Annotated in this window: 20 protein-coding genes and 1 pseudogene; 10 read left to right on the top strand and 11 right to left on the bottom strand. The window is 49.7% G+C overall.

Annotated elements, in window-relative coordinates:
* The first annotated feature begins 20 nt into the window (after nt 1-20).
* Entirely contained in the window at nt 21-647 is a 627-nt protein-coding gene (locus PAECUDRAFT_RS11755) for an NAD(P)H-binding protein (RefSeq protein ID WP_006038321.1), read from the top strand.
* Nucleotides 648-695: 48 nt separating this feature from the next.
* Here the strand turns inward: PAECUDRAFT_RS11755 and PAECUDRAFT_RS11750 are convergent, their stop codons facing one another.
* From PAECUDRAFT_RS11750 to PAECUDRAFT_RS11730, 4 genes are all read right to left on the bottom strand, one after another.
* Nucleotides 696-3,062 (bottom strand): MMPL family transporter, encoded by a 2,367-nt coding sequence (locus PAECUDRAFT_RS11750; RefSeq protein WP_233516751.1) that lies wholly within the window; start codon nt 3,060-3,062, stop codon nt 696-698.
* 34 nt (nt 3,063-3,096) lie between these two features.
* A complete protein-coding gene (locus PAECUDRAFT_RS11745) occupies nt 3,097-3,711 on the bottom strand; it encodes a TetR/AcrR family transcriptional regulator (RefSeq protein WP_006038319.1) in 615 nt (204 codons plus the stop codon).
* A gap of 712 nt (nt 3,712-4,423) precedes the next feature.
* Entirely contained in the window at nt 4,424-7,720 is a 3,297-nt protein-coding gene (locus tag PAECUDRAFT_RS24640; protein WP_006038318.1) for a TerD family protein, read from the bottom strand.
* A gap of 368 nt (nt 7,721-8,088) precedes the next feature.
* A complete protein-coding gene (locus tag PAECUDRAFT_RS11730; protein ID WP_006038317.1) occupies nt 8,089-9,024 on the bottom strand; it encodes a VanZ family protein in 936 nt (311 codons plus the stop codon).
* A gap of 212 nt (nt 9,025-9,236) precedes the next feature.
* Here PAECUDRAFT_RS11730 and PAECUDRAFT_RS24635 point away from each other — a divergent pair, with 212 nt between their 5' ends.
* The 7 genes from PAECUDRAFT_RS24635 to PAECUDRAFT_RS11695 all read left to right on the top strand — a co-directional run bounded on the left by PAECUDRAFT_RS24635 (nt 9,237) and on the right by PAECUDRAFT_RS11695 (nt 17,494).
* Complete coding sequence (locus PAECUDRAFT_RS24635) at nt 9,237-11,330, top strand: chitobiase/beta-hexosaminidase C-terminal domain-containing protein (protein WP_006038316.1); 2,094 nt, start codon at nt 9,237-9,239, stop codon at nt 11,328-11,330.
* A 46-nt stretch (nt 11,331-11,376) separates the two neighbouring features.
* Entirely contained in the window at nt 11,377-12,327 is a 951-nt protein-coding gene (locus tag PAECUDRAFT_RS11720) for a helix-turn-helix transcriptional regulator (RefSeq protein ID WP_083814138.1), read from the top strand.
* Between the two features lie 108 nt (nt 12,328-12,435).
* Nucleotides 12,436-14,154 carry a glycoside hydrolase family 13 protein gene (locus PAECUDRAFT_RS11715; RefSeq protein ID WP_006038314.1) on the top strand — a complete coding sequence of 573 codons (1,719 nt, stop codon included), beginning with the start codon at nt 12,436-12,438 and terminating at the stop codon, nt 14,152-14,154.
* Nucleotides 14,148-15,818 carry an alpha-amylase family glycosyl hydrolase gene (locus tag PAECUDRAFT_RS11710; protein ID WP_006038313.1) on the top strand — a complete coding sequence of 557 codons (1,671 nt, stop codon included), beginning with the start codon at nt 14,148-14,150 and terminating at the stop codon, nt 15,816-15,818. The genes PAECUDRAFT_RS11715 and PAECUDRAFT_RS11710 overlap by 7 nt, the downstream gene beginning before the upstream one ends.
* 1 nt (nt 15,819) lies before the next feature.
* Nucleotides 15,820-16,581: an SDR family NAD(P)-dependent oxidoreductase gene (locus PAECUDRAFT_RS11705; RefSeq protein WP_006038312.1), complete on the top strand. Its 762-nt coding sequence runs from the start codon at nt 15,820-15,822 to the stop codon at nt 16,579-16,581.
* A gap of 104 nt (nt 16,582-16,685) precedes the next feature.
* On the top strand, nt 16,686-17,099 hold the full coding sequence (locus PAECUDRAFT_RS11700; protein ID WP_006038311.1) for a winged helix-turn-helix transcriptional regulator: 414 nt from the start codon (nt 16,686-16,688) through the stop codon (nt 17,097-17,099).
* A gap of 23 nt (nt 17,100-17,122) precedes the next feature.
* The gene (locus PAECUDRAFT_RS11695; protein ID WP_006038310.1) at nt 17,123-17,494 is read left to right on the top strand and encodes a winged helix-turn-helix transcriptional regulator; all 372 of its coding nucleotides are present in this window, start codon (nt 17,123-17,125) and stop codon (nt 17,492-17,494) included.
* A 34-nt stretch (nt 17,495-17,528) separates the two neighbouring features.
* On the opposite strand, the gene PAECUDRAFT_RS11690 is transcribed toward PAECUDRAFT_RS11695, so the two are convergent.
* The 7 genes and pseudogenes from PAECUDRAFT_RS11690 to PAECUDRAFT_RS11665 all read right to left on the bottom strand — a co-directional run bounded on the left by PAECUDRAFT_RS11690 (nt 17,529) and on the right by PAECUDRAFT_RS11665 (nt 22,755).
* Nucleotides 17,529-18,449 (bottom strand): alpha/beta hydrolase, encoded by a 921-nt coding sequence (locus PAECUDRAFT_RS11690; protein WP_006038309.1) that lies wholly within the window; start codon nt 18,447-18,449, stop codon nt 17,529-17,531.
* Nucleotides 18,450-18,592: 143 nt separating this feature from the next.
* Nucleotides 18,593-18,771: pseudogene (locus PAECUDRAFT_RS25510) on the bottom strand (DNA-binding protein); the annotation flags it as partial.
* Nucleotides 18,768-19,532 (bottom strand): formylglycine-generating enzyme family protein, encoded by a 765-nt coding sequence (locus PAECUDRAFT_RS11685; protein ID WP_006038307.1) that lies wholly within the window; start codon nt 19,530-19,532, stop codon nt 18,768-18,770. The pseudogene PAECUDRAFT_RS25510 and the gene PAECUDRAFT_RS11685, both read right to left, overlap by 4 nt.
* A 13-nt stretch (nt 19,533-19,545) precedes the next feature.
* Nucleotides 19,546-20,325, bottom strand: a complete 780-nt coding sequence (locus PAECUDRAFT_RS11680) for an SDR family oxidoreductase (RefSeq protein ID WP_006038306.1) — start codon at nt 20,323-20,325, stop codon at nt 19,546-19,548.
* Between the two features lie 44 nt (nt 20,326-20,369).
* Nucleotides 20,370-21,359, bottom strand: coding sequence for a quinone oxidoreductase family protein (locus PAECUDRAFT_RS11675; protein WP_006038305.1), 990 nt, complete (start codon nt 21,357-21,359; stop codon nt 20,370-20,372).
* An 85-nt stretch (nt 21,360-21,444) separates the two neighbouring features.
* On the bottom strand, nt 21,445-22,287 hold the full coding sequence (locus PAECUDRAFT_RS11670) for a helix-turn-helix transcriptional regulator (protein ID WP_006038304.1): 843 nt from the start codon (nt 22,285-22,287) through the stop codon (nt 21,445-21,447).
* A 24-nt stretch (nt 22,288-22,311) separates the two neighbouring features.
* Nucleotides 22,312-22,755 (bottom strand): Lrp/AsnC family transcriptional regulator, encoded by a 444-nt coding sequence (locus tag PAECUDRAFT_RS11665; protein WP_006038303.1) that lies wholly within the window; start codon nt 22,753-22,755, stop codon nt 22,312-22,314.
* A gap of 144 nt (nt 22,756-22,899) precedes the next feature.
* Here PAECUDRAFT_RS11665 and PAECUDRAFT_RS11660 point away from each other — a divergent pair, with 144 nt between their 5' ends.
* On the top strand, nt 22,900-23,733 hold the full coding sequence (locus PAECUDRAFT_RS11660; RefSeq protein WP_006038302.1) for an alpha/beta fold hydrolase: 834 nt from the start codon (nt 22,900-22,902) through the stop codon (nt 23,731-23,733).
* Nucleotides 23,734-23,898: 165 nt separating this feature from the next.
* Nucleotides 23,899-24,993 (top strand): sensor domain-containing diguanylate cyclase, encoded by a 1,095-nt coding sequence (locus PAECUDRAFT_RS11655; protein ID WP_006038301.1) that lies wholly within the window; start codon nt 23,899-23,901, stop codon nt 24,991-24,993.
* Nucleotides 24,994-25,044: the final 51 nt, after the last annotated feature.

Here is a 25,044-nt window from a genome sequence, read left to right as displayed (position 1 = left end):
GAAGGGAGCGTCTTAATACTATGAAGAAGGCTGTTGTTTTCGGAGCGAGCGGTTTTGTAGGCTCTCATTTGCTGGACCAGCTGTTGAACAGCGCTGAATATGAACGGGTAACGGCCATCGTGCGCAGCAACTTGCCGATCCGCCATCCCAAGCTCAACATGCTCATCGGGGACTTGGATACATTGCCCGAGCTGAAGGATCAGATTGAGGCGGATGAAGTGTTCATTACGCTTGGCGGGAAAACCCCGAAGATTCACTATGATTACCCGTTACTTGCCGCACAGATCGCCAAAGAAAAAGGCGCGAAAGCCGTATTCATCGTTACAGCGGTAGGCGCCAGCAGCCAATCGCGTATGTCCTATTTAAGAACCAAGGGGGAAATCGAGCGGGATTTGATCGCATTGGATTTTGACCATACGCATCTCTTTCGTCCGTCCATGATTATGGGCAACCGCGGCGAGTTCCATCTCGTGGAAAGAGTAGTGCTGGCGATATGGTCGGTCCTTAACCCCTTCTTCATAGGAGGCATACGCCGCTACAAAGGGATGAAGGCAAGCAACATTGCCAGGGCAATGCTCCGCGCCGCCCAAAATCCATCGGGTAAAGTGAAGGTCTATCATTGGAAGGATATGAAGGACTTATTGTGACAAAAAGGCGTTTACTCCCTTGATGTAGGAGTAAACGCCTTTCATTATTTAATGCACGACACGAGCTTTCGATCGGACATTCTTATTCTCTCCGTCTTCCTTGGCTTTCAGCTCAGCGATTAGCTTATCGCCTTCGACATCAAGGTTAGGCAGAATGCGGTCAATCCATTTTGGCAGCCACCAGGCATGATCGCCAAACACGGCCATAACCGCGGGGACCAGCGCCATGCGGACGATGAAGGCATCGATCAGAATGCCCGCCGCCAGCGCAAACCCGATCTGTTTGATCATAATATCCGGCGCGAAAATGAAGCCCGCGAAGACGGAAACCATAATCACAGCAGCGGCTACCACGACACGGCTTGCTTGATCGTATCCGTGAATGACGCTTTTGGCTCCGCGATGCCCATGGACATAAGATTCGCGCATGGAGCTGACCAGGAATACTTGATAATCCATCGCTAGTCCGTATAGGATGCCTGTGACCATAATCGGCATAAAGCTCAGCAGCGGACCGCCTGTATCGAAGCCGAATAGGGAATGGACCCATCCCCATTGGAACACCGCTGTCGTAATTCCGAAGGTTGCAAGCACACTGAGCAGGAATCCGACAGTGGCTTTGATCGGGACGATAATCGAGCGGAATACGAGCAGCAAAATAATTAATGAGAGGACTACAATGACCCCTACGTAGATCGGGAATGCCTCCGCAAGCTTGGACGACATGTCGATATTAATGGCGGTAAATCCGGTAACGCCAATGGTGACACCGTTCGTTTGCGCAATGTCGGAGTCGGAAGCCCGGAGATCCTCGACCAAGCTCTTGGTCGCCGTATCCGTGGGCCCGGATTGCGGGATAAGGCTAATAATCGCCATATCGCCCGTTTTGTTAACACCCATCGGCGTCACTAGTGAAACATCCTTATGCTTTTGGATATCCTGCACTAGCTTGTTCAACATCTCCGGCGTGACGGGACTGCCGGGATTTTTGGACTCTGCCACTAACAGCAGGGGACCATTGAAGCCCTCTCCGAAACCTTGGGATATCGCGTCATAGCTTTGTCTAGCCATCGTATCCAAATTCGCCGAGGCGCCGGATGGTATGCCCATCTCCATTTTGGTAGCAGGTAGTGCTGCCACGCCCAGTACGACAATGATTCCGACGATCACGAGCCAACGCTTCTTCAATACGCCTGTAACCCAACGCTCAGCCGTACCTTGACGAGACGCTTTGTTCGTTTGGGCACTGTTTTTGGCGCGCGCTTTGACCGATACAATTCGTTCCCCTACAAAGCCGAGCAATGCCGGGAGCAGGGTTAGGGCAATCAATACATTGATCAGAACGCTTGCCGCGGCAACGAGTGCCATGGTCGATAGGAACTCAATGCCGATTACGAGCATGCCGCACAGTGCAATAATGACCGTAAGGCCGGCGAAGAATACAGCGCCGCCAGCCGTACCGACCGCTCTGCTCGCAGCTTCGCGTGCGCTTAAATGCTGATCCAGCATCATACGACGCTGGCGATTCACGATAAATAAGGAATAGTCGATACCGACCGCAAGGCCGACCATAAGCGCCAAGGCAGGCGTGACATCCGTCATGTGAATGAATTTCGAGAACGCAAACGCGCCTCCCACACTGATGGCTACCCCCAGGATGGAGGTCAACAGCGGCAAGCCCGCAGCAACGACGGAGCCGAGTGTCATCAAGAGCACAATAGCCGCCACAATAAGTCCAATGCCTTCGGTCGAGCCTACCGATGTTTTCGTTGTGAGCGAGTCGCTCGGCAATGCCGTAATGCCGGTTCCATTGTCCTGAACAGCCATAGCGGCATCGATTACGGAATCAGGAACTGATTTCGGCAATGACATTTGCTGCACGGTGAATTGGAATTGGAACAGGGCTACACTGCCATTAGAAGCAAGCATGACACCTGGTACGGGAACGCCGTTCACCATTAAAGGACCATAAGGGGGCATTTCAGCTGGAGCAGCTTGTTGTGCCTGCTGTGCGCCTTGTCCAGACGACGAGGACGGGCCTTCAGCTGCAGTTACGCCAGCCTCGGCCGCTAACTTGGCTGGATTAATGACATAGTCGAGTGCGTACACATCATTCACGGCTTTGCTGATCGCAGTTAGCCGATCCGGCGTATCTAGGCGTTCCCCATTCGGCGCTGTGAACACGATGCTAGCTTGTCCGCCTGAAGCCGCTGGCAGCTCTTTCGCCAACTGATCCAATACCTTCTGCGATTCAGTACCTTCGATTTTCATTTCCGAGCTGCCGTGTATGCCGTTCACGCCTAGCAAGGCTAGAACAATGCCCAGGATTGCAATCCAACTGATGACGAAATGCCAAGGCTTGTCGTAAGCGGATTTGCCTAATTTGTACAAGAACGATGACATGGTGGTACTCATTCTCCTTTTGCATCATGCGAAGTTTAATGAATCATTAAAAGCCTTTTCTCAAATAGTTAAACGTGGCATCCAAATAGTGCTCGAATGTCATCGCTTCGGGCAGTTCCGCATCCGTTTGATCTGGAAACCGCACTTGCAAGCTGCCATCGAGTATGGGCATGATCGCCCCGAAAACAGCACCGGATAAAATATGCGTATACGCCGCAGGATACCGTCCGGTAGATAGGCTGGTCACGAGCTCCTGACACTCGTTTTGCAAGCGACGAATGACGCTTAACATATAGGGTTTTAGCGTTGGATTTTGCTCCGAAAGCAGTACGAGCTTATTCATTTTCCAGAGCAGCTCCGTTGTAAGGCGCATTTTCATCAAATGGTAAAGAATATCGAGCGGAGGCGTATTGACCGGCATGCCTGCTAATAAATCCACGGCTTCTTGCTTCCCCTTGAACGATAGCACTGCCATCACCACTGCTTCCTCCTTGCAGGAGAAATGATTGGCGAACGTTCTTCTGGAAAAACCCGCTCGATGCACGATATCCTCGACAACGAAGCCATCAAACCCTCGTTCAAGCACCAGCTCGTAAGCAGCGTCAGCTATCGCATTAGCCGTTGCTTCTTTTTTGATATCACGCAAGCTTCTTTTGTTCATCGGTTCACGCCTATGCGTGCGTACACCTCGCTCCTCTAGGATGGTGATCCTTCCCTAATCTATGCTTATATTATTGCCCATTGGGCAATGATGCACAACGGGCAACGTGTTAACTATTTGTGAATTCGTTGGACATTGGAACGGAATAAAGGGTCTTTATATAAGAAAAAGCCACTCCTTGATGGAGTGGCTACTGATTGTAGGAAACCCACGTTTTCAAAACGGGGGGCTCTCTGCCCTATTCACGCTTCGGCGCGTTAGACAGCCCAATAGGGCACTTTTTTCTGCCCTATTCACGCTTCTGCGCGTTAGACAGCCCGATAGGGCACTTTTTCTGCCCTATTCACGCTTCTGCGCGTTAGCCAGCCCGATAGGGCACTTTTTTCTGCCCTATTCACGCTTCTGCGCGTTAGACAGCCCGATAGGGCACTTTTTTCTGCCCTATTCGCACTTCGGCGCGTTAGCCAGCCCGATAGGGCACTTTTTTCTGCCCTATTCGCACTTCGGCGCGTTAGCCAGCCCGATAGGGCACTTTTTTCTGCCCTATTCTTACTTCGGCGCATTAGACAGCACAATAGGGCACTTTTTTCTGCCCTATTCACGCTTCGGCGCGTTAGCCGATCAAAAGACCATCGAGACTTCTCGACGGCCTGAAGCCACTCCTTGATGGAGTGGCCTCGTGGGATGGCCTGCCCTTTTGCTAGAAATAGCCCTAAAGATAACGGAGCTTCAAATCGTTTACCATCCCACAGTAAATATCCTTGCACCGCTGATAGCTGCCATTTTCAATTGCCCGCAAGCATGCTTCCAAGTAATCGTTCCAAATCCGGCTGTAAATCGTTTCCCTGTCTGCCTCCGCATCGATATGATTTACAATAATCGGCGCTACGCTGTAGTACTCCTGAATTAAGCGCTCGCCATCCGCTTGTTCAGAGAGCCAGTTGTCACGGAAAGCGCGAAAAGCGGTCAGCTCATATCCATCATCCGCGCGGCCCAACGAACGGCACACCGCGGTCGTAATAAAGCAGCTTGAGCTCGTAGACCCACTGTTCAGCTTATCCAGCTCTTTGATTCCATACGGTTGGCCGTACGTCGCCGCTAGCTTCAGCATCATTTCCGCTTTCTCTTTATCTATGGACAGTCCATGCTCTCCCGATCGATAAAAGGAACCGAGCCAAGCCAAAGCCGTAGGCTGTTGGCGGCTGGCTGCTTTCTCCAGCAAAGCAATAGCGCTGCTTTTGTTTGATGTAGCATTATTGTAGCCTTGGCTACCCCAGAAGCCCTGCATAGCGATTGCAGAAATGTTTCCTTTTGCCGCCATATCGATTACGACGCTTGCTGCCGCTTTTTCTTTGGATGAATTGCGGCGGTCCCGCCCGTACATGGCATATTCCATGTCAGCTATCAGGTATTGGGCATAGATATGCCCGCTATTCGCCCGCTTCTGGACATCGCTCAGGAGGCTCTCCATTTCCGAAACGTTGTACTTCTCAATGCTGTTATGACAAACCGTGTCTTTGTAATGCTTCTCCAATGCGTATTCCGCATAAACGTTACCGTTGTCGATTTGGGCCCAAACATATGCTAGATTGCCGTTTCTAATCGCTTCATCAATCGGTTTGCGAATAGCGCCCACTTGCTCAAGGCCCGCTGCCACCGATGCTTGCTGCTTCATCTGCCGCGTGAGAAGGTTCTTCTTCTCTCCCAGAGAAGATTGCAATGCGTTCACATCTATATCCGGATTGTCTTGCCGCAGCCCATTAAGCTTCTGGCGCTTTGCAGCGATCTGTTCCAGCGTGTCATCCGGCATAGCTTTTATGTTGGCTAAGCGGGAACGGTCCAAATCGACAATTGCTTCCCGGTATTCGGATTCCAATCCAAAGTACTTCGCTGCCTTGAGTGCCTCCTGCCGGGAGTCTCTGGCGATAGAATAAAGATTCGTATAATAAGAAACCGAGTACGGATAATGCTGAATGCATTCACACAGCGCATCGACAGCTTTGTTGTAAAGTGACTTGTCGCTTGCATAATGCTCAACCAAATTGTTGGCCCGGGCATTCAACCTTTCCGTGTCGAACGCAATTACCGGTATTCGATCCTCATCCTCAAGAATCTGCCAGACGCTAAAGAACACGCCGAAGCAGCATTCATGCACGCCCTCGGTTAATAAAGCCAGCGTTCGATGATCGGTGAAAATATCTTTTTTCATGCCAGCGATCTTCGCCCTGTCTCCTGCATTAGTCAGGGAATCGCCTATTCCTCTGACCATTCCGGTTCCCATATTTAAAACGCCGGCGGTTAGCGCGCCTTTAATCGCCCCGCCAAGCCCGAATCCTCCGCCCTGCCACCTGCTTCGTCCAGCTCTTGAGAGCTCTCGGTAGCTGCTTAAGCTTTCCGCGTACTCCTCGATTTTTTCGGCAGCTTCCACGAAGGGAGCGATATACTTCTGCATGTCGAGATCTTCTGCCGCGAAGCTTGCCAATCGATCAAAATCAACATCGTCCACATCATATTTCATCAGGACAGAAACACCGAATTTCAGCGATGCGATGACGGACTCGATGAATGTAGGAAATGCTTTATCAAACAAATCATCAAACGACTTCACATAGGTATTGTAGTAAGCAACAAAATCCGTTTTGCTTTTGCTCGCATAAGTGGAGAACATCCTTCTCAGCTTATTGTACTCCACCATGTCCTCCGAGAAGGACAGCGTGCGGCCCAACAATTGGAACGTAACGGAAGAGGACGGTGCGGCGGCTTTAGCTTGCGTATCCGTATCCGATCGCACAGGCATTTCCGGAGCGAGCTCCACCTGATTAACTGCAGCGGCGGCCACGGGAACGGGAGCTGCCACCGGGGTTCCGCAATTCGAGCAAAACTTGGCGTTTTGTACGAGCTGGGAACCGCAGCTGCTGCAAAAATTGGTCTGCCCCGTTGGATTGCTGCCGTGCGGCGGTTTTTCTACGTTATTTTCCGTTAGCAGATCGACTATTTTATCTTGTATCATTTGTTCAATGTCAGCCGCTTGTTCTGCGTTATGATAAACAGCTTTCTCATGCTCTTCGTGATCTACTGTTATAAGGTCATTCATGGCATTTGTATACTTCTCGAACTCGTCATGCTTCATCGCACCGTTCATTTGAAGCAGGAATAGTCCCCTTGCATGCGTGTGAGAGAAAAATCCAATACCACTCAAATGATCATAATGATGCTTTGCAAACTGTAAATCCGCTAGCGTGCCGAACTCAAATAGTCTGCCCCCATTGCCTTCACCCAGATTGGGGACATAAATTCTCTTGCCTTCTTTTCGTCTATCGCCAAACTCGCTTGCCTTAAGCTCCTCCGGATGCTCGGCCTCTAAACCAGCCCGCTTCAGCTGTGCGATGATCGCGTCTACAGAGACCGCATTAGGCTCGCTAGCAGGAAGCAGAGGTAATGTCGGCTCAACGGGCGTGAGCGGCTCCGTTTCTGAAGAAACCAAAGACTGCTCCTCCTCGTCCACCTGAACCCCGAACGACTCTGCTAATGGCTTCAGCCCTCCGTTAAAGCCTCTTCCGATCGCCCGAATTTTGAAACTGCCTTGATGACGATAGATCTCTACAAGCACGAGCGCTTTCTCGTCTGTGGCATCGTCAACTTGATACTGCACTTCTCCATTCGGGACCTTCGCTGTGACACCTAACCCGTTAACGGAATGAAAGGTCTCGTCGCCGTCCAGCGTGGCCGTTAGGAAACACTTATGTATCGTTGGAGAGATCGCATCCAAATTCATCGTAAACACCGTTTTATTCGCTTCGCTTGTCTCAAGACAGACGCTTTGTTCGGGGTCCGTTGTTTGATTATAAAAAATCATATAAGCATCGGATGGAACCTTCCCCTCGGCATTCACCATGAAACAACTCACGTCCAGGACGGAAGCCGATGCCCATTGCAGCTCCACTGTAACGTTTCCACCTGAGGCTAATGAAGTGTTAGCTCCCTTTGATAATGAAATTACGTTTAGCATAATCCTATGCCTCCGCTGAGTGTAATATTTTAGTATAGTTATATTATATATACTTGTGGAATTGTTGTTAATTGTATTGGGATTACGAGGTGAATTTAGTGGTGTTTTCATGATATATGAGGAAAGTTAAACCGTTTATTTGCCTTGTTTTATGAAAGAAAAAAAAGGATAGCCGCCTTCGGCTATCCTTCTTTGTTTAGGGCATTAGTTGGGCCTAGAAGTTTGTGTTCAAGCCGACAATTTCAATAACCTCGACTTGGCCAAGCCTTCTGGATCCCTCCATAAAGTAGCCAATGACACCTAGCTGTATACGATTTATGTGTACTTCGCGTCTCATCTCGGGAAATAGTATCCACATTCCTGCGGTACTACCACTCCCACGAATATTTCATTTCCCTAAATCCAACATCCCACAGCCGTTCATTTCCCTCAATCGTTATGGTAAGCTCCTTAGCTCGTTCGAGATAAATGCTAGTCATGTCCCACTCAGGACGCTGATTTTCTGCAGACGTGGACAGGAACTCCTCCCCATCGACGGAAGCCGTTATGCTTCCTTGAAAATCCTCTTGATCAGGAATGCCATAATTCAGATAAAGATAAAGCTCTTTATTCCCTAGCATGTAGGTATACGTTTCAACCTTTTTGCCTTCGGCGCTATACACGTTATATTGAGGCTCTATCTTCTGACCGCCAATTTCAAAGCTGTACGGCTTTGCTCCCGTTGAGGGCTTTCCGGTGCTGTCTTTCCATTCATTTAACGATACGAAGGGGCCGAGCTCTTCGGTAAACACCTTGCTGACAATTCCAAAGCTCCCCCAAATCCCGATCATAAGGACAACAATGGACAGGCTCGTGACAGCTATCTTTCGCCGAATGTCTGTTGTACGACATCCAAGCTTGTATGACCCGAATCCGACTGCCGCGCCTAATGCGTTTTGAATAACGTCGTTCATATCGAAGCTGCCCAGCAAAGTTAGTGCCTGAATCGTTTCGATCACAAGAATGGACAGGATGAACAGCGTCATGAATCGAACAAAACGGAGGCGATACAGCAACGGGATCAATAGGCCAAACGGGACGAAGGCTGCGATGTTTCCAAAGCCCACAAGATCCATCAGAGCTGGATGCAGCAGATCAGATACGCTCGGCAGCCTAAAGAAATCGACCGGCAGCAGAATAAAGGTGAAATCCCTCTCCAGATGTACTGTGCCTGTCCTGCCAAAACCAAGCAACATAAAATATAGAATCAGAAGGGTATAGGTTATGGTTGTGGCCCCAATCATTTTACGCCATTGTTTTGTCATTGCTCCTTCTTCATCCCCCCTTTTTAGGGTTCTTCTATTTTATCCGTTCACGAAAAATAACGATGATACTACTCAAAAATATTCTTTAATTATTTAGCAAAGTATAGGAATTTGCAACTTGATGTCGAATCTACACTTATTCACATATTTTTTGGATATTTTTATTGAAAGTCATCACATTTTAAAACAGAACACCCGAAGGGATGAATCCGATGAAAAAACGAATGTTAAGCTTTTCAATAGCGGCTCTACTGGGAATAAATGCGGCCGCCTTCACCTTCCCTGCAACCATGGCAGCGAAGACTTCTGCCGACTTTACCGACCTGAAGGATCTGGATGCGGCAACGAAAGCAAAGTTCGACGCTATGATTAGCGCCGGGATTTTCGATGGCATCAGCGATACGACGTTCGGGCTCAAGGATGAGATGAACCGCGCCCAATTCGCAAAGGTTGCGGCATTGATTACGGGCATAGAGGTCAATAAAGATCTGAAAACGTCCAGTTTCAGCGACGTCAAAGCAGATGATGCCGCCAATGGTTATGCGCTGCCCTACATTGAGGCACTCAAAGCTGCCGGCGTTACGGAAGGCTATGGCGCAGGTACATACAATCCGGCAGGCAAAGTAACCAAAGAACAGCTGGCTACGTTCTTGGTCCGGACGTTAAACAAGGACGCAGAAGCAAAAACGAAGACTGGCAACGACAGCACGGTATCCGACTGGGCGGAGGGTTATGTCGCGCTGGCGCTGGAGCTAAAATTATTGGCAAACGGCGCAGACGGAAAGTTCGGCGGCCAAGCCAACGCTACCCGCGATCTGCTCCTTACAGGCGCATATGAAGCCAAACAACAGTATGTTTCTCCCGGGAAAGTGTCTCTTACGGAAGCGAAGCAAGTAAGCGTGAAGAAAATCAACGTGTCCTTCAATAAGCCCGTTGATACCACGAAGGCCAGCCTATCCATCACCAAAGCCGAAGGCGCGCAAGTCGAATGGGCCGCTGATACGAAAAGCGCTACTTTGACCTTTGCAAAAAAATTGGAAGCAGGAAGCTACATCATTACCTTAGCCGGCCTTGATGCCTCCGCTGTAGACAAAACAACTGCCGCCGTGACTGTAGAGGCCGAGAAAGTCACCAAAATTGAATTCACCTCCGCGTCCGACACAGTTGCCCGTTCGAAAGCGGTCGATATCCCGTTCAAGGCGATCAATCAGTTCGGCGAAACGGTTCAGGATCTCTCCGGCTTCGAAGTCAGATCTTCGGTTTCCGCTTCTATTGACCTGAGAAGTATGGCTGTCACAGCGGATACCTCGTCAATGTTAAAGGGTGACCGGATTTTCGTTACATTGATCCATTCGGCCAGCGGCCTTCAAGCTAGTAAAACGTATACGGTTGGAGCTGCTGAGGTTGTGCTGCCGGCAAACCCTACGCCGAGCGTGGTTGAGACGGTTGCGACACCGACCGCTAGTGTATCGGGCGGAGCTGTAACGGTAGGCACGAGCGTATCATTGCTCGATGCGACGGAAGGGGCAACGATCTACTACACGACGGATAACAGCGAGCCTAGCCCAACGAACGGCGTCGTTTACAGCTATCCGATCACAATTGCGGATAACATGACGATTAAAGCCATTGCTATAAAAAATGGCATGACAAACAGCGCAATCATGTCCGTGTCGTACACAATTACACAAGCGCAAGCACAAGTAGCAACCCCTGCGGCGGAGCAGCTTGACTCAAGCGGCAGCGTCCTGGTTACACTGAGCACAACGACGCCTGACGCGACGATCTACTACACGACGGACGGCATTCATGATCCATCGACGAATCCGCAGAATGACCTGTACACCATTGCGTACAACGGACCGTTTTATGTCTCAACCGGATCTACGGTCAAAGCGATAGCAGCAAAATCCGGCATGGCCAACAGCAACATCCTGACGCAGCAAATCACGGTCACTCCCTCGGCGGTCTTGTCCGCAGACGCATTGGAATATATGGGAGACTCGAATACGTCTGGGAGAAGCCTTCTTAAGTTGACGTTCAGCAAGAACGTAAGCCAGATTTCGGCAGAGGCCGGCATCTATATTGTGACGATACAGGACGGCATGAACTACGATTCAGTCACTTTTCATTCGGCGACTTGGGGCGGCGTTGGCCATGAGAACGAGGTTACGCTAGAAGTAGACAGTCTGGCAAATATATCCCCTCAAACTTTTGTGAATGTTCAGGTGTATAACGTTCAGACCGCTGACTTGAGCGAAACGATTGGATACAGTCATAATCAAGCCGGTTATATGGCGCCATAACGTAGTCTGATTCGGAAATGCGAATATGAAGCCAACATCCTAAGCGATGGCGGCTTCATTTTTTTTAAAACGATCGGTGCTAGCAACAGGAGGTATCTATCTTATGGAACTAATCAAGGAACCCATTCTCTATCAAGATCCGCTGCTTCGTATTCAAGTGCGCAGCTTTCACACGACGACAATTTGCCAGCATGGCTGGCATTTTCACCCGCAGCTAGAGATTATCGCTGTGCGATCCGGAAGCATGGAAATCCATACTCCGGCCGAAGTTTATCACTTGCGAGCGGGTGATGTGTTAATTCTAGGCTCCAGCCAACCCCATCTCGATCTGCGAAAAGAAAATGAAGTGGTCGATTATGTTGTGATTCAATTCGAGCTGGAGGCATTCCTGGATTCCAACATGCTGTCCGTCCTATATTTGTTTCAGGAATCATTGCTGCCTTTGGCAAGGTTAAACGCATTGTCTAGAGATCATTCGGCGTTGCGGCAGCAATTATACAACACGGTCATGGAAGTACAGCAGGAACATGAACAGAAGCAAAGAGGCTATGAGATGGCCATTAACTATTTGGTTAAGAAATTTCTTTTCTTATTATTGCGGCATGATAACGAGGAGCTATTGGAACATAACCAATCGATGAACTATGCCAAGCTAAAGGCAGTCTTCGATTATGTGGAAGCTCATCTATCCGATAAAATAACGGTTGAGCAGGCTTGTCTTCTCGTCAATTTCAGCTATACCTATTTCCTTAAATACTTTAAACAGACCTTAGGCATCACTTTCACTGACTACGTCATTCAGCGCAGAATCAAATATGCGGAACGCTTGCTTCTGACCGAAGATCTCAGCATTGCTCAGATTGCTGAGCAGGTCGGCTTGCCGAACCTCTCCCATTTTTACAAGCTGTTTAAACGCGTCCATCATTGTTCTCCGAAAAGCTTTAAAGACACCATCCTAGCCAGGGCTGGCGAAACCATTCACGGCAGAGAAGGTTAATCACAACAGAATAGCATCATGATGGAGTAGTATCGGATATTGGAAGCTTCTTGCAATACCGCTACGATAAACGAAGAGATGAAATAACAATCTTCGAGGTGACTTCACATGGTGCAAGAAGTAATTATGAAAAGAAAATGGTGGAAGGAAAGCGTAGCGTATCAAATTTACCCGAGAAGTTTCATGGATACCAATGGAGATGGTATTGGAGACCTTAATGGGATTACTTCAAAGCTGGATTATTTGAAGAATCTGGGCGTTGACGTCATTTGGATCTGTCCCTTCTACAAATCCCCAAACGATGATAACGGTTATGATATTAGCGATTTTTATGCGGTGTCTGAAGAATTCGGAACAATGGAAGATTTCGAGCATTTATTAGCGGAAGCTCATCGGAAGGGAATCAAGGTGATCGCCGATCTCGTCTTAAACCATACTTCGGACGAGCATCCATGGTTCGTAGAAGCCCGTGCATCCAAAGATAGCCCTAAACGAGATTATTATATATGGAAAAAAGGAAAAGAAAACAATGAGCCCCCATCAAACTGGGGATCATTCTTCGGCGGTTCCGCTTGGGAATATGATGAACAATCCGAGGAATATTATTTGCACATTTTCAATCGAAAGCAGCCGGATCTCAATTGGGAAAATCCGCTTTTAATTGAGGAGCTTCATCGAATGGTACGATGGTGGCTTGATAAAGGCTTGGATGGCTTTCGTATCGATGCGATCAATCATATTGTCAAAATGGAAGGGTTCCCGGATGCGGAAGCGCCAGCCCATGAGAAAATCGTATCCGCGCATCATTTCTTCTCCAATCTGCCCAAAGTGCACGATCACATTCAACATCTCCATCGGGAAGTGTTTCGTCCATATAACATCATGACCGTCGGGGAAGCCGCTAACACGGGTCCGGAGGAAGCTTTGTTATATGTAGAAGAACATCGGGATGAGCTTAATATGGTCTTCCACTTTGAGCATATGAGCATGGACAGCGGCAATGGTAATCTTGGGGGCTGGGAGAAGAGGCCTTGGAAGCTGTCGCAGCTAAAAGAGATTCTTAATCAATGGCAAACGAAACTTCACGGCAAAGGCTGGAACGCCAATTACTGGAGCAACCATGATCAACCGCGGGCGGTTTCTCGATTTGGCGATGATCAAGCATTCCGCGTTGAGTCGGCCAAACTGTTGGCAACACTGATGTTTATGCTGGAAGGCACCCCCTATATCTATCAAGGGGAAGAAATCGGCATGACGAATGTAAAGTTGAATGCGATTGATGACTATCGAGATAGCGTTACCCATCGATTTTACCGTGATGCCCAGCAGGAAGGCTGGACAGAGGATCGGATCATGAGCGCCATTCACCAATCAAGCAGAGACAACGCTCGAACGCCCATGCAATGGAATGATCAGGCTCATGGCGGGTTTACAACCGGAACGCCATGGATTCAAGCGAATCCCAATGCGAGCCGGATTAATGTGGAGGCTGCTGAGAAAGATCCAACCTCCATTTTGAACTATTACAAGCAGTTGATTTCCCTTCGCAAACAGCATCTCGTTGCCGTCTATGGCAAATATGAACCGGTTTTCCCTGAGCATTCATCCATTCTCGCCTTTACAAGGACGTTAGGCAATGAACAGCTGGTCGTTGTTATGAACTTCTCCGCTGCATCAGCTCACATGGATAACCATGAAGCGCTAGCGGATCAATCGGTTCGATTACTGCTATCCAATATAGCGTCAGATACGAATGAAACGTCGATTGAAAATCATCTTCAGCCTTATGAGGCTAGAATCTATTTAAGGGAGGTCACACCATGCTGACTAATTTTCCAACAAAGGGCTCTAAGGGCGTACGGTTTGTTTACTATACGGATACGCCTGTTAAGAGCGTGGCTCTAGCAGGCACCTTTAATAACTGGAACGGCGATAGAAACTACATGAGCCAAATGGAGGATGGGGCAGGCTGGGAGATTGAATTGCCTATTGCAAAGGGCAGGCATCTCTATAAATTGGTCGTGAATGGGGAGGCTTGGATCGTAGATCCGTTGAATCCAAGCATTTCGGAGGATGCACAGAATAACTCTGCGATAACAGTAACGGAAGATGGCGAAGTGCTAATCAGAACAAATGAGATTTCAAAGGATCAACCGGGATATATGTATGAAAATTTCACGGCTCTTTCTAGCCCCGAATGGCTGCGAAAATCGGTCATTTATGAGCTCCATCTTCGCGCTTTTGGAGAAACCGGTTTCCAAGGATTGGCTGATAAGATCGGCTATTTCAAAGAGCTTGGCATTAATGCGCTGTGGCTGATGCCGTTTCATGAAGTGGGACATGAGCGCAGGATTGGCAAGTACGGTGACCCGTACGCGGTCAAAGATTTTTATTCGATAGATCCGCAATTCGGAACCAAAGAGGATTTATTGTTATTTATGCGCAAAGCCCATGAGAACGGGATCAAGGTTGTTCTGGATTGGGTCTTGAACCGCGCCAGCGTCGATCATATTCTGACCGATAGCCATCCGGACTATTTTACGCATAATGAACAAGGCGAGCTTTACTATGATGTTCCTAATCGCGAATATTTCGCCGGCCTGGAATTTAGCAACCGCGACATGAGGAAATATGTCATTGAAGCTATGAAATACTGGATTACCGCATTTGATTTTGACGGAATCCGGTTGGATGATTCGGATATTACGCCTTATGATTTCCTTACTGAAATCAAGCAAGCCTTGCAGGAAGTCAAAGCTGATCTTATCCTGATCTCTCAGTCATATGATGAGTATCATCACCTTGAATCCTGTGATTTGACCTATAACGGGAACCCTCGCATTCTCATTCGCCAGATGATCGATGGAACGATTACACAGGCTGATTTTATAACGAATTATAACTCTTACAAGTACAGCTTCCCTAAGAATGCGCTGAGAATGAACTGGCTTGAGGACAAAGAACAGTCCAGAATCTGCGATTATTTAGGCGCAGAGCATGCAGGCCCTGCCGCTTCGATCTTGCTGACGCTTGAAGGCGTTCCCCTCATCATGATGGGACAGGAATTCAATGAGAATACGATGGAAACATGGACGTCTTTATTCGATGAGTATAAGCTCAACTGGGATTCGTTTGATAAGAGCATGTTCGAGCACTATAAATATCTGACCCACCTTCGGACCAATGAGCCAGCATTTTGGGCGGGTGAATTAGCGTTCGTACGCAACTCGGAAAATAGGGTGTTGTCCTACATCCGGCAGCACGAGGGCGTCAAGTTTTTGATTATCGTGAATTTGTCAGGGGAGCTTGTGAACGTTCAGTTCGATCAGGAAACGCTAGCGGACGAATTTATAAAAGATAAGAGTAATCTGCTTTATCGTACCGGAAGGGACGGCATTCACGCCGAGCAAGCAGGTTCGACATTATCGGTGAACCGCTATGAAACGATCATCTTTCAGATCAGTGAAGGCATGAAAGAGGAGGACCTCTAGCATGTACCCGCAATTTGATTTGACAGGCAAGGTTGCCATGATCACAGGAGCCAGTAAAGGGATCGGGTTTGGGCTTGCACAGGCATTGGCTCACGCTGGCGCGAAGGTTGCTGTTGCAGCAAGAGACAGGGAACAACTCGATCAACTAGTATCAGAAATCCGTGCGGACGGAGGCGATGCTGCGGCTTTTACGCTGGATGTTCGGAATGTGAAGGAGATTGACTCGGTCATCAATCAGGTGAGGATGCATTTTGGCAGATTGGATATTCTCGTGAACAATGCCGGACTGGGCGACAATCATCCAGCAGTCGATGTGACCGAAGCAGATTGGGACAACATGATGGATGTGAATCTCAAAGGTTTGTTTTTCTGCTGCCAGTCGGCAGGGAAGATTATGCTCGCCCAGGGATATGGCAAGATCATCAACATGAGCTCACAGGCTAGTGTCGTTGGCATCGTCGATCACGCTGTATATTGCGCCTCCAAGGGCGGGGTTAATCAGCTGACGAAGGTTCTGGCATTGGAATGGTCTGCTAAGGGCGTGAATGTGAACGCAGTCGGACCAACCTTTACGTATACGCCGGGAAATTCAGAGCGTCTGGATGACCCTGCTTATTTGGAAGGGGTGCTGGCAAGAATCCCTAGTCGGCGGTTAGCTGAGATTAAAGATGTCGCAGGCGCTGTCATCTATCTTGCTTCGCCAGCAAGTGATATGGTATCGGGTATCACGCTTATGGTTGACGGAGGCTGGACTGCTCAGTAATGGCTGCTAAGCGCGATGTATGCCGATACTGCGTGTAAATTCCACACTTACAGAAAGCAAGTGTGGAATTGCAAAATGCAAGCACGACTTGTATAATCATTCTCATGAAAAAGCGACCTTCCACAGTTTGTCCAATTGTATATGCGCTCGACATATGGGGTGACCCCTGGAGCCTTGTCATCCTTCGTGACGTTCTTATCCATAACAAGCGGCATTACCGCGAGTTTCTTGCTTCGCGCGAACGCATCTCAACTAATATTTTGAGCGCACGGCTCCAATCCCTCGTCGAAGCGGGCCTGCTCATCAAGCTAGAAGGAGATACAAATCGCGCGCAAACGATGTACCGGCCAACACAAAAGGCGCTCGACCTGTTTCCGGTCGTTTTTGCCATTATGCATTGGGGCCTAAAATACAATCCCAATACCGATATGACGATTCCGATCATGCAAGAGCTGACAACAAACGAAAAAGCGCTGGAGCTGCGCCTTTTGGAAAATTTCGACGATGTTACTTCTTAGCATTGCGCAGAGGAGGAGATTATGTGAGCGAGTTCGGCATGTCCGCTGAGGTCGAGTCGCCTTGCCATTATCGCAGAGCGTTGGAGGTTGTCTCCAGCAAATGGACGGTTCTCGTGTTCTACGAGCTGGAATTCGGCAAGAGAAGGTACAGCGATCTGAAGAGAAGGGTAGAGGGCGTTACGCAGAAAATGTTGACCCAGACCTTACGGCAGCTGGAGAGGGACGGCCTTGTCGTCCGCCATGTGTATCCTACCGTCCCTCCAACCGTTGAATATGAGCTTACGCCATTGGGCTTAACGCTGATCGAGCCCATGCGGGTTTTGCATCAATGGACCGATGCCCACTATGATTCCGTCCGACAAGCAAGAATGGCATTTGACCAAGAGAACGCATAACTTTACCGAGCTGGCCGATGGCTAAGCTCTTTTTTTATAAATACTCTCGGAGCTCCTTGCCAATTAGCGAGTATACGTCATGACCATCCTCGAACACGTCCGTCAAGGCGTAGAACGTATGAATCATGCCAGGGTAGCGTTTCACCTTTACAGGAATGCCGTTCTCGATCAGCTTCTGGGCATATCGCTCTCCTTCGTCGCGCAGCGGATCGTACTCTGCGGTCACGATCAGAGCAGGGGCTACTCCGGCAACGTCGCCGTACAGAGGGGAAGCAAGCGGATCGGTTCTCTCAGCGTGCGAGTTCAGATAGTGTCCCGCGCAGTATTCGAGCAAAGCGGTCTCGAGGAAGTACCCGGAAGCGTAGGTGCGTCTTGACTCGTAATCCCCAACCCAATCCGTTAATGGGCTAAGCAGAATCTGATAAGCGATTGAAAATGTGCCCCGCTTTACAGCCTGCTGCGCCACGATAGCGGCTAAGTTTCCTCCTACGCTTTCACCCGCAACGGACAGCTTCGAAGGATCGAAGCCCAACTCCGCCGCATGATCGTACACCCATTGCACCGCGTAAATGGCTTCGTCGACGGGAACGGGGAACTTGGACTCCGGGGCAAGGCGATAATCGACGGAGACGACGGCGTGACCCGTCTCTTGCGCCAGCTTGCCGCACATCGGATCGTAGTGCTCCATTCGATTAAAGACGAATCCGCCACCATGGAAAAACACGATGACAGGCAGCGACGCTGCTTGGCGCTGCGGGCGATAGATACGAACGGAGAGGCTGCCATGCGGGCCTTCCAGCTGTATATCCTCTGTACTCGCCAGCTCGATGTTGTCGGAGATCGCATTAGCCACCACGACGTTTCGGATCTCCTGCGGAGACATTGTGTGCAGGGAGGGAAATCCCGCAATATCGCTTAGAAATCGTTTGGTTGCTTCAGGCATTTGAATATTCATGTTTATGACCTCTTCTCATTTTAATTTGTTATGGCTTCTGTTCGTTCCGTGAGATCATCGTAAGCTAACTTTCCAACATACGGAAGAAGGCACTTTAAAGTGGCCTGCTCACTTTAAAGTGCCTTTTTGACGGTTCTTCCGGGTAGCCACGTATAATACGTCACGCTGACTTAGCCAGATAAGCGACTTCCTCTCTGCGGAGTCCGGGCGTCCGCCTGCGGCCTGGAAGCGGCGATATGCCTGCGGTAGACGGCTGCAGCCGCTCGCGACGCGGTTTAAGAAATTGGCCGAGCGGAGACTGTGAATATTGGGTCGTTTTCATAAGGCGCTCCTTGCTATTCGAAAACCAAGGTCATCGATCTTAAAATCCGGCATGCTTTTCCTTCTAGTCGTAGCACCGCAATTGTTCGCTACCTCCGCCCAACTGCCTCCCCGGAAAACTCTATAGTTCCCGTATCGCTCCTTATCATATAGATCCCAGCACCATTCCCAGACGTTCCCGATCATATCGAAAAGCCCCCATGGGTTAGGAGTCTGTTGTCCGACCGGATGAGCCGCTCCATTGGCATTGTCTTGATACCATGCAATTTGATCAATTGCTGCATACCGATAGCCCGCCGTTCCCGCCTTGCATGCGTACTGCCATTCAGCGTCTGTTAGCAATCGAAACCCATTCGCCTCTTTATGATAGATCGTGTTTTCACTTTCATTCGCGATGGTGTAGCATTCCGTCTTCCCAACCATTCTAGATAACGCGTTACAAAAGGCCACCGCGTCCACCCACGAAACATCCGTCATGGGCAGGCCATTGACCTCCGGTTCTGCTTCTTCGCCATGCATGACAGCACGATACAACTGCTGCGTTACCGGAACCTTCATCACATGGAAAGGCTCGATTGTCTCCGTCCATGTTATAGCCTTTTTATTATTTCCAGGGCTCGATAAGGTGTAGTCAGAACTAAGCCATTTATCAGTCGTCACATAATCGCGCAATGCAATGGCTCCCCCCTCTATGGGCACCATTGCATTCATCAGTTCTTGTAGAACCAGCTCTCTGCCACTTCCGTACGGTTGGATGATCATGCTGGCCTCCCTCCTATCCAAAACCGCCTCTTGAATGAATGATCTCTCCGGTAATCCATTTCGCATCGTCGCTTGCCAGAAAAGCGATCAGACGGGCTGCGTCTTCTGGGAGGCCGACCCGGCCCATCGGGAATCGCGGCAGCAGTGTCTGCTTCACCTCTTCGGACATCCAACCGGAATCGGTAGGACCGGGATCAACGGCGTTGACCGTCATATGAAGCGGCGCCAGCTCTGCGGCCAGTGATTCGGTAAAAACAGAGATGGCGCCTTTGGTCGCGGCATAGATCAGATTGCCGGGCATAGCTCCCTTGCCTTGGCCGGAAGTGAGGTTAATGATTCGCCCGCCACGTACACGCTCAGCCTCAAGCATGCGAGCGAACTCAGCGGACAGCATGAAGGTCCCCCTAATGTTGACAGCACAATGCGCATCGATGAGCGACTCGGTTAATTGGCGGAAATCCGCATCAACGCTATACGTGGCATTATTGACGAGAATCGTTGGAAGACCGACCGTCTTCCGGACTTCATCCAATAACTTGGACGCGAAGCCTGGCTCGGTGTGATCCAATCTCATATGTGCCGCTTGCACGCCCAATTGCCGCAGCTCTCCTGAGAAATTATCCGGCCAATGCTCATCCGCATCATTGGGATTCACTTCTTTATCGTAGTCGTGCAGGTGTGTAAAAAACAGGCTGGCCCCTTCGCTGGCCAACGCCCGGCAAATCGCAGCCCCAATGCCGCCCTGGCGGCTCGCACCCGTGACAATGGCAATTTTACCCTGTAATCTGGTCAATTGAGATTTACCTCCTGTAGGATGGAGATCCCCTATCCTCGCGCTTATACTTGTAGAACCAGTTTGCCGACCGTGCTTCCTTGTTCCAAAAGCGCTAGCGCTTCGCCGGCTTGTTCCATAGGATACACGCCGTGAATCTCCGCATGGATCTCTTTTCTTGCCAGCATGCTTAACGCCTCTCGTGCTGCTCTACCGGTCTCAACAGGATTGCTTACCGCGTATCCGCCTAATGCAAACCCAGCAGCCTGTTTGTTAGAAAACCATATTTGATTAAAGGAATGGGTAACATCCTGCTCACCGCTCGCGTTTCCGACAACGACCAACTGACCCAATGGCCGCAGCACCTCTAAGCTTTGTTGGCGCATGCTTCCCCCAACCGGGTCGAAGACGGCGTGAACGCCCTTTTGCCCCGTCGCCTTCAGCGTCTGCTCAACAAAATCGGTCCGGACAAATAATTCATCATACCCGAAGGAAGCTGCAAGCTTCGCTTTCTCTTGATTTCCAACGGTCCCTAATACTTTGCCCGCTCCCAATCGTCTTGCGACTTGCCCCAGAAAGCCGCCCAAACCGCCTACAGCCGCATGAACAAGCACGTCGTCACCTGCTCGCAGTCTATACACATCTTTGATTGCCAAGTACGCCGTCGTCAAATTGACGATGGAAGCTGCCGCTGTCGCCAAGTCCAGCTCGGCTCCCAATTGATCTAACGGAACCGTCAGCTCCGGTCGCACGTTCGCCATCGTTGCAAACCCGTTAAAATCAAGCAGCGTCATAGCAGCTACGGGTTGGCCGATATAGAACCCCTCTACGCCTTCCCCGATTGCACGTACATATCCCGATACTTCCAGACCAGGCGTAAGCGGCATTGGGAAGTCCGTCGCAAATTCACCGCGGCTCAGCAGCACTTCAAAATAACCAACGCCGGCATAGGCCACATCAATAGTAAGCAGGCCCGGTGCAGGCTGCAGATCCGGCTTTTCGCGCCATTTTAAGCTTGCTGGTCCGCCCGGTTGATCGATAACAATGGATTTCATCTCCACTACCTCCTAGTTTAGGTATGGAGCCATTGTATTTCGTATCTGCTAGGGTAACCAGTTTTCCTTTATACAGGTATCCAAACTAATAGGATGATTGGCGCAAATCCGCTAATTTGGCTTCCGTACCGGTATTGGCGATCGGCGTAAATATACAGCAATGCAGGTTTTCATCACCGTTAATATTGGAGAATGTATTCAATTGGAAATATAATTGCCCCGCGACACAATGATCAAACGTATATTGCATCGCTTTCTTCTGATGAACATTATGCAGTCGCCATAATGTTTGAAACTCCTCGCATTCCTGGCACATCTGCCCGACGAAAGCCTCGAACCAACGATCGCTGGCATTCTGGTCATAATACGTCCGAAATACGCCGATCGTAAAGTCCGCGAATTCTTGCCAGTTCACCAACTGCTCACGCAGATTCGGATCTGTAAAAATTAACCGCGTCATCACGCGCTCTTCAGCAGGAATGGCATGGAAATCCGTAATAATCTCGGTTGCCAACCGATTGTATGCCAGCACCTCGGTTCGATGATTGGCAATGATGGCGGGGTAGTTCACTTGGTCGATAATCGTCTGAAGCTCGGGGTAGGCTTCGCCCGCGTTCGGGCTAGCATGCCTCTCCCCTCCGTAGTCGGCCAATCGAAACAAATGAGCCTGTTCATCCGAAGATAATTGCAAAGCACGTGCAACACTCTCAATAACTTCCCTTGATACGGCAGCAACCCTGCCCTGCTCCAGCCAGGTATACCACGTGATGCTCACTCCCGCAAGCTGGGCAACCTCTTCTCTTCGTAGTCCCGGCGTTCTTCTTCTGCCGTAACGGCTAGCGATTTCGATGCCATCCGGTTTAATCCGTTCTCGGCGGGATTTCAAAAAATCGCCGAGTATCTTAATCTTTTCGTTGTCGGCAGCCATATAACCACACCTTGCATTAGAGATTCAATTCGATCCATCACCGTCTGCGACAAGGCTCTTATCCTCGAATCGCGTAGACAGCACAACATGCGTCGATGAGAAGCCGAATGCGTGGCAGCGCTCCAAGAAAGCTTCCAAGGTTTCGCCCGTTGCGGTTACGACCTTTAATAAATAATTGTATTCCCCGCTTGTTCGGTAGAGATCGACGATCTCGGGCGACGCTTCCCCAAACGCTTCGAACTCCTTGCAATTATTCGTCTTAAACAGCACGAACGCCGTAGTATGCTTGCCAAGCTTAGAGGGGGATAGAACAGCCCTATAGCCTGCTATGACTCCCTGCTCCTCCAGCCTTCGAAGTCGCTCCGTGACGGCCGGCTGTGACATCGCGATTTTTCGGCTCATCTCAGACACCGTGATGCGGGCATTCTCATGAATGATCGATAAGATCTGATGGTCTATCCGGTCCATAATCCGTGCACCTCATTTTTAAAGTTAGGTTGACGAATAACGATAGATTTAAGGTTTTAGTCCCCATTCTCCTTCATAATCCCATTTAGATTGTAAACCAAATTCAGTAAAATTCCACTATAACCAGTTAGGGGGAACGATAAAATGACCACGACGCCAAACGAAGCTATCGCCAGCAATGGGCTGCACTACTTTACGACCAATGATGACATTCGAATTGCTTATCGGATCGACGGATCAGTCGGTAAGCCGGTATTGATGCTTGCGAATTCCATCGCCACGACAATGGACATGTGGGACGGTCAGATCTCTGAATTGTCTCGGCATTTCCGCGTGCTTCGTTACGACTATCGCGGACATGGCGACTCGGATACGCCCGCCGGCCCCTACTCGTTCGACAGACTGGGGCGGGATGTTGTTGAACTGCTGGACGCGCTTTACATCCAAAAGGTGCATTTCCTCGGGCTGTCGTTAGGCGGAGTCGTCGGTCAATGGCTCGGTATCTACGCTCCTGAGCGGATCGATCGGCTGATCTTAAGCAATACCTCCTCCTACCTGGGACCGCCTGAACAATGGCAGGGACTAATTAAGGCTGTGCTGCAGCCCGAGAATCTTCCCGCTACCGCCGATGCCTTCATGAAGAACTGGTTTCCTTCGCATATGCTCAAGTCGGACAATGAGACTGTCAACGCATTCCGCAACATGGCGCTTGCCACTCGTCCCGAAGGAATTGCAGGGAGCTGGGCCGCAATCCGTGACATGGATATGCGGCGGACGGTTGCCCTCATCGATAGCCCGACATTAGTCATTGCTGGCCAATATGATACCGTAACCCTTCCTATCCACAGCGAGTTAATTGCCGACACGGTGCCGAATGCAGAACTCATCTTGCTGCCGTCCGTTCACCTGCCGAATGTCGAGTATCAGAATGAATTCTTGAACGCCGTATTAACATTCTTGCAACCGAGCCACGCGTAAGCAGCCAAAAGGGGCATCCTCGTCGTCATCCTGCATGACGTTGGGGATGCCTTTTTTTAAACCTTTAGATAACGGGGCTCGGCTGACAAACCTATTCAAAAATGCTAGCATGTTATTTAATAATATTTAACAGATTACGATACGAGCATGGAGGGAATAGGGACGATGATTGATAACCGTCGCCTGAAAATAATAACGGAAGTCCAGCAGCAGATGCTGTTATCTAACTTTGATCTAAAGCAGTTTATGCATACGATATGCGATCGGATGTGCCTATTAACCGATGCCGATGGTTCTACCATTGAAATGCTGGCAGGCGATGAAATGGTTTATGCCGCCGTCAGCGGCACGTTGCAGCCTCATCTTGGCATTCGAATCAATAAGACCGGCAGCTTGTCGGGCTTATGCGTGATGGAGAAGGATATCTTGTATTCCCCGGATACGCAGCAGGACGATCGCGTCAACAAAGAAGCGACGATGAAAGTCGGCGCGCGGAGCATGGTCTGCGTTCCCTTGTTTGATTCTAACAATGCCGTCGGCGTGCTGAAGGTCATCTCCGGACGACCTGATGCTTTCTCCAACCGCGATATCGAGACGCTGCAGCTGCTATCGCTCGCCCTTGGCTCTGAGCTAAGCAAGCAAATCAACTACGACGACAAAATCCGGATTCTGAACGATTACGAGCAATTATTGATTCAATTAAGAGCGGAGATTGAACGGCGCGAGAAGCTGGAGCGCGATCTGATTCAATTGACGGAGTGCGACATTCTAACGGGATTGCTGAATCGCAGAGGGTTTAGCGTTCGAATTCATGATTGGATGAATCGCGCCAGCGCCAATCAAGATGAGAGCTTATTCGGCTTGTTCTACCTCGATTTGAATAAATTCAAGCAGTGCAACGATACGCATGGACATGAGGTCGGCGATCTCGTGCTTGTCGAATTCGCGAATAGAATCAAACATGTGATTGGCGATTCCGGTCTGGTCGCGCGCGTAGGTGGCGATGAGTTCGTGGTGGCGGCATGGCTGCCGAACGGCTACGACGGCTTGATGCAGGTGGCCAAGCAATTGATCGCGCAAATGGAGTCGCCGATGCAGATCAAGGGGCTTCAACTTCCGATGTCCACTAGCGTCGGCTGCACGCTATGGACCAAGGGCAAGACAGAGCTCGAGCTCATGCGCACAGCCGACCAATCGATGTACCTCGCCAAGTCCAATGGCGCTAATCGGATTGCGGTTGATGACGAGCTTGTCGGATAGGCCGGAGACTGAGACGCGACAAAATGATACGTCCGCGGCGATGCTCATTAT

Origin of the sequence: Paenibacillus curdlanolyticus YK9 (assembly GCF_000179615.1) — a bacterium.
Taxonomy (GTDB): Bacteria; Bacillota; Bacilli; order Paenibacillales; family Paenibacillaceae; genus Paenibacillus_T; species Paenibacillus_T curdlanolyticus.
Note: the sequence above shows the minus strand (reverse complement) of the source record. Positions and strands in the feature narration are given on the sequence as shown.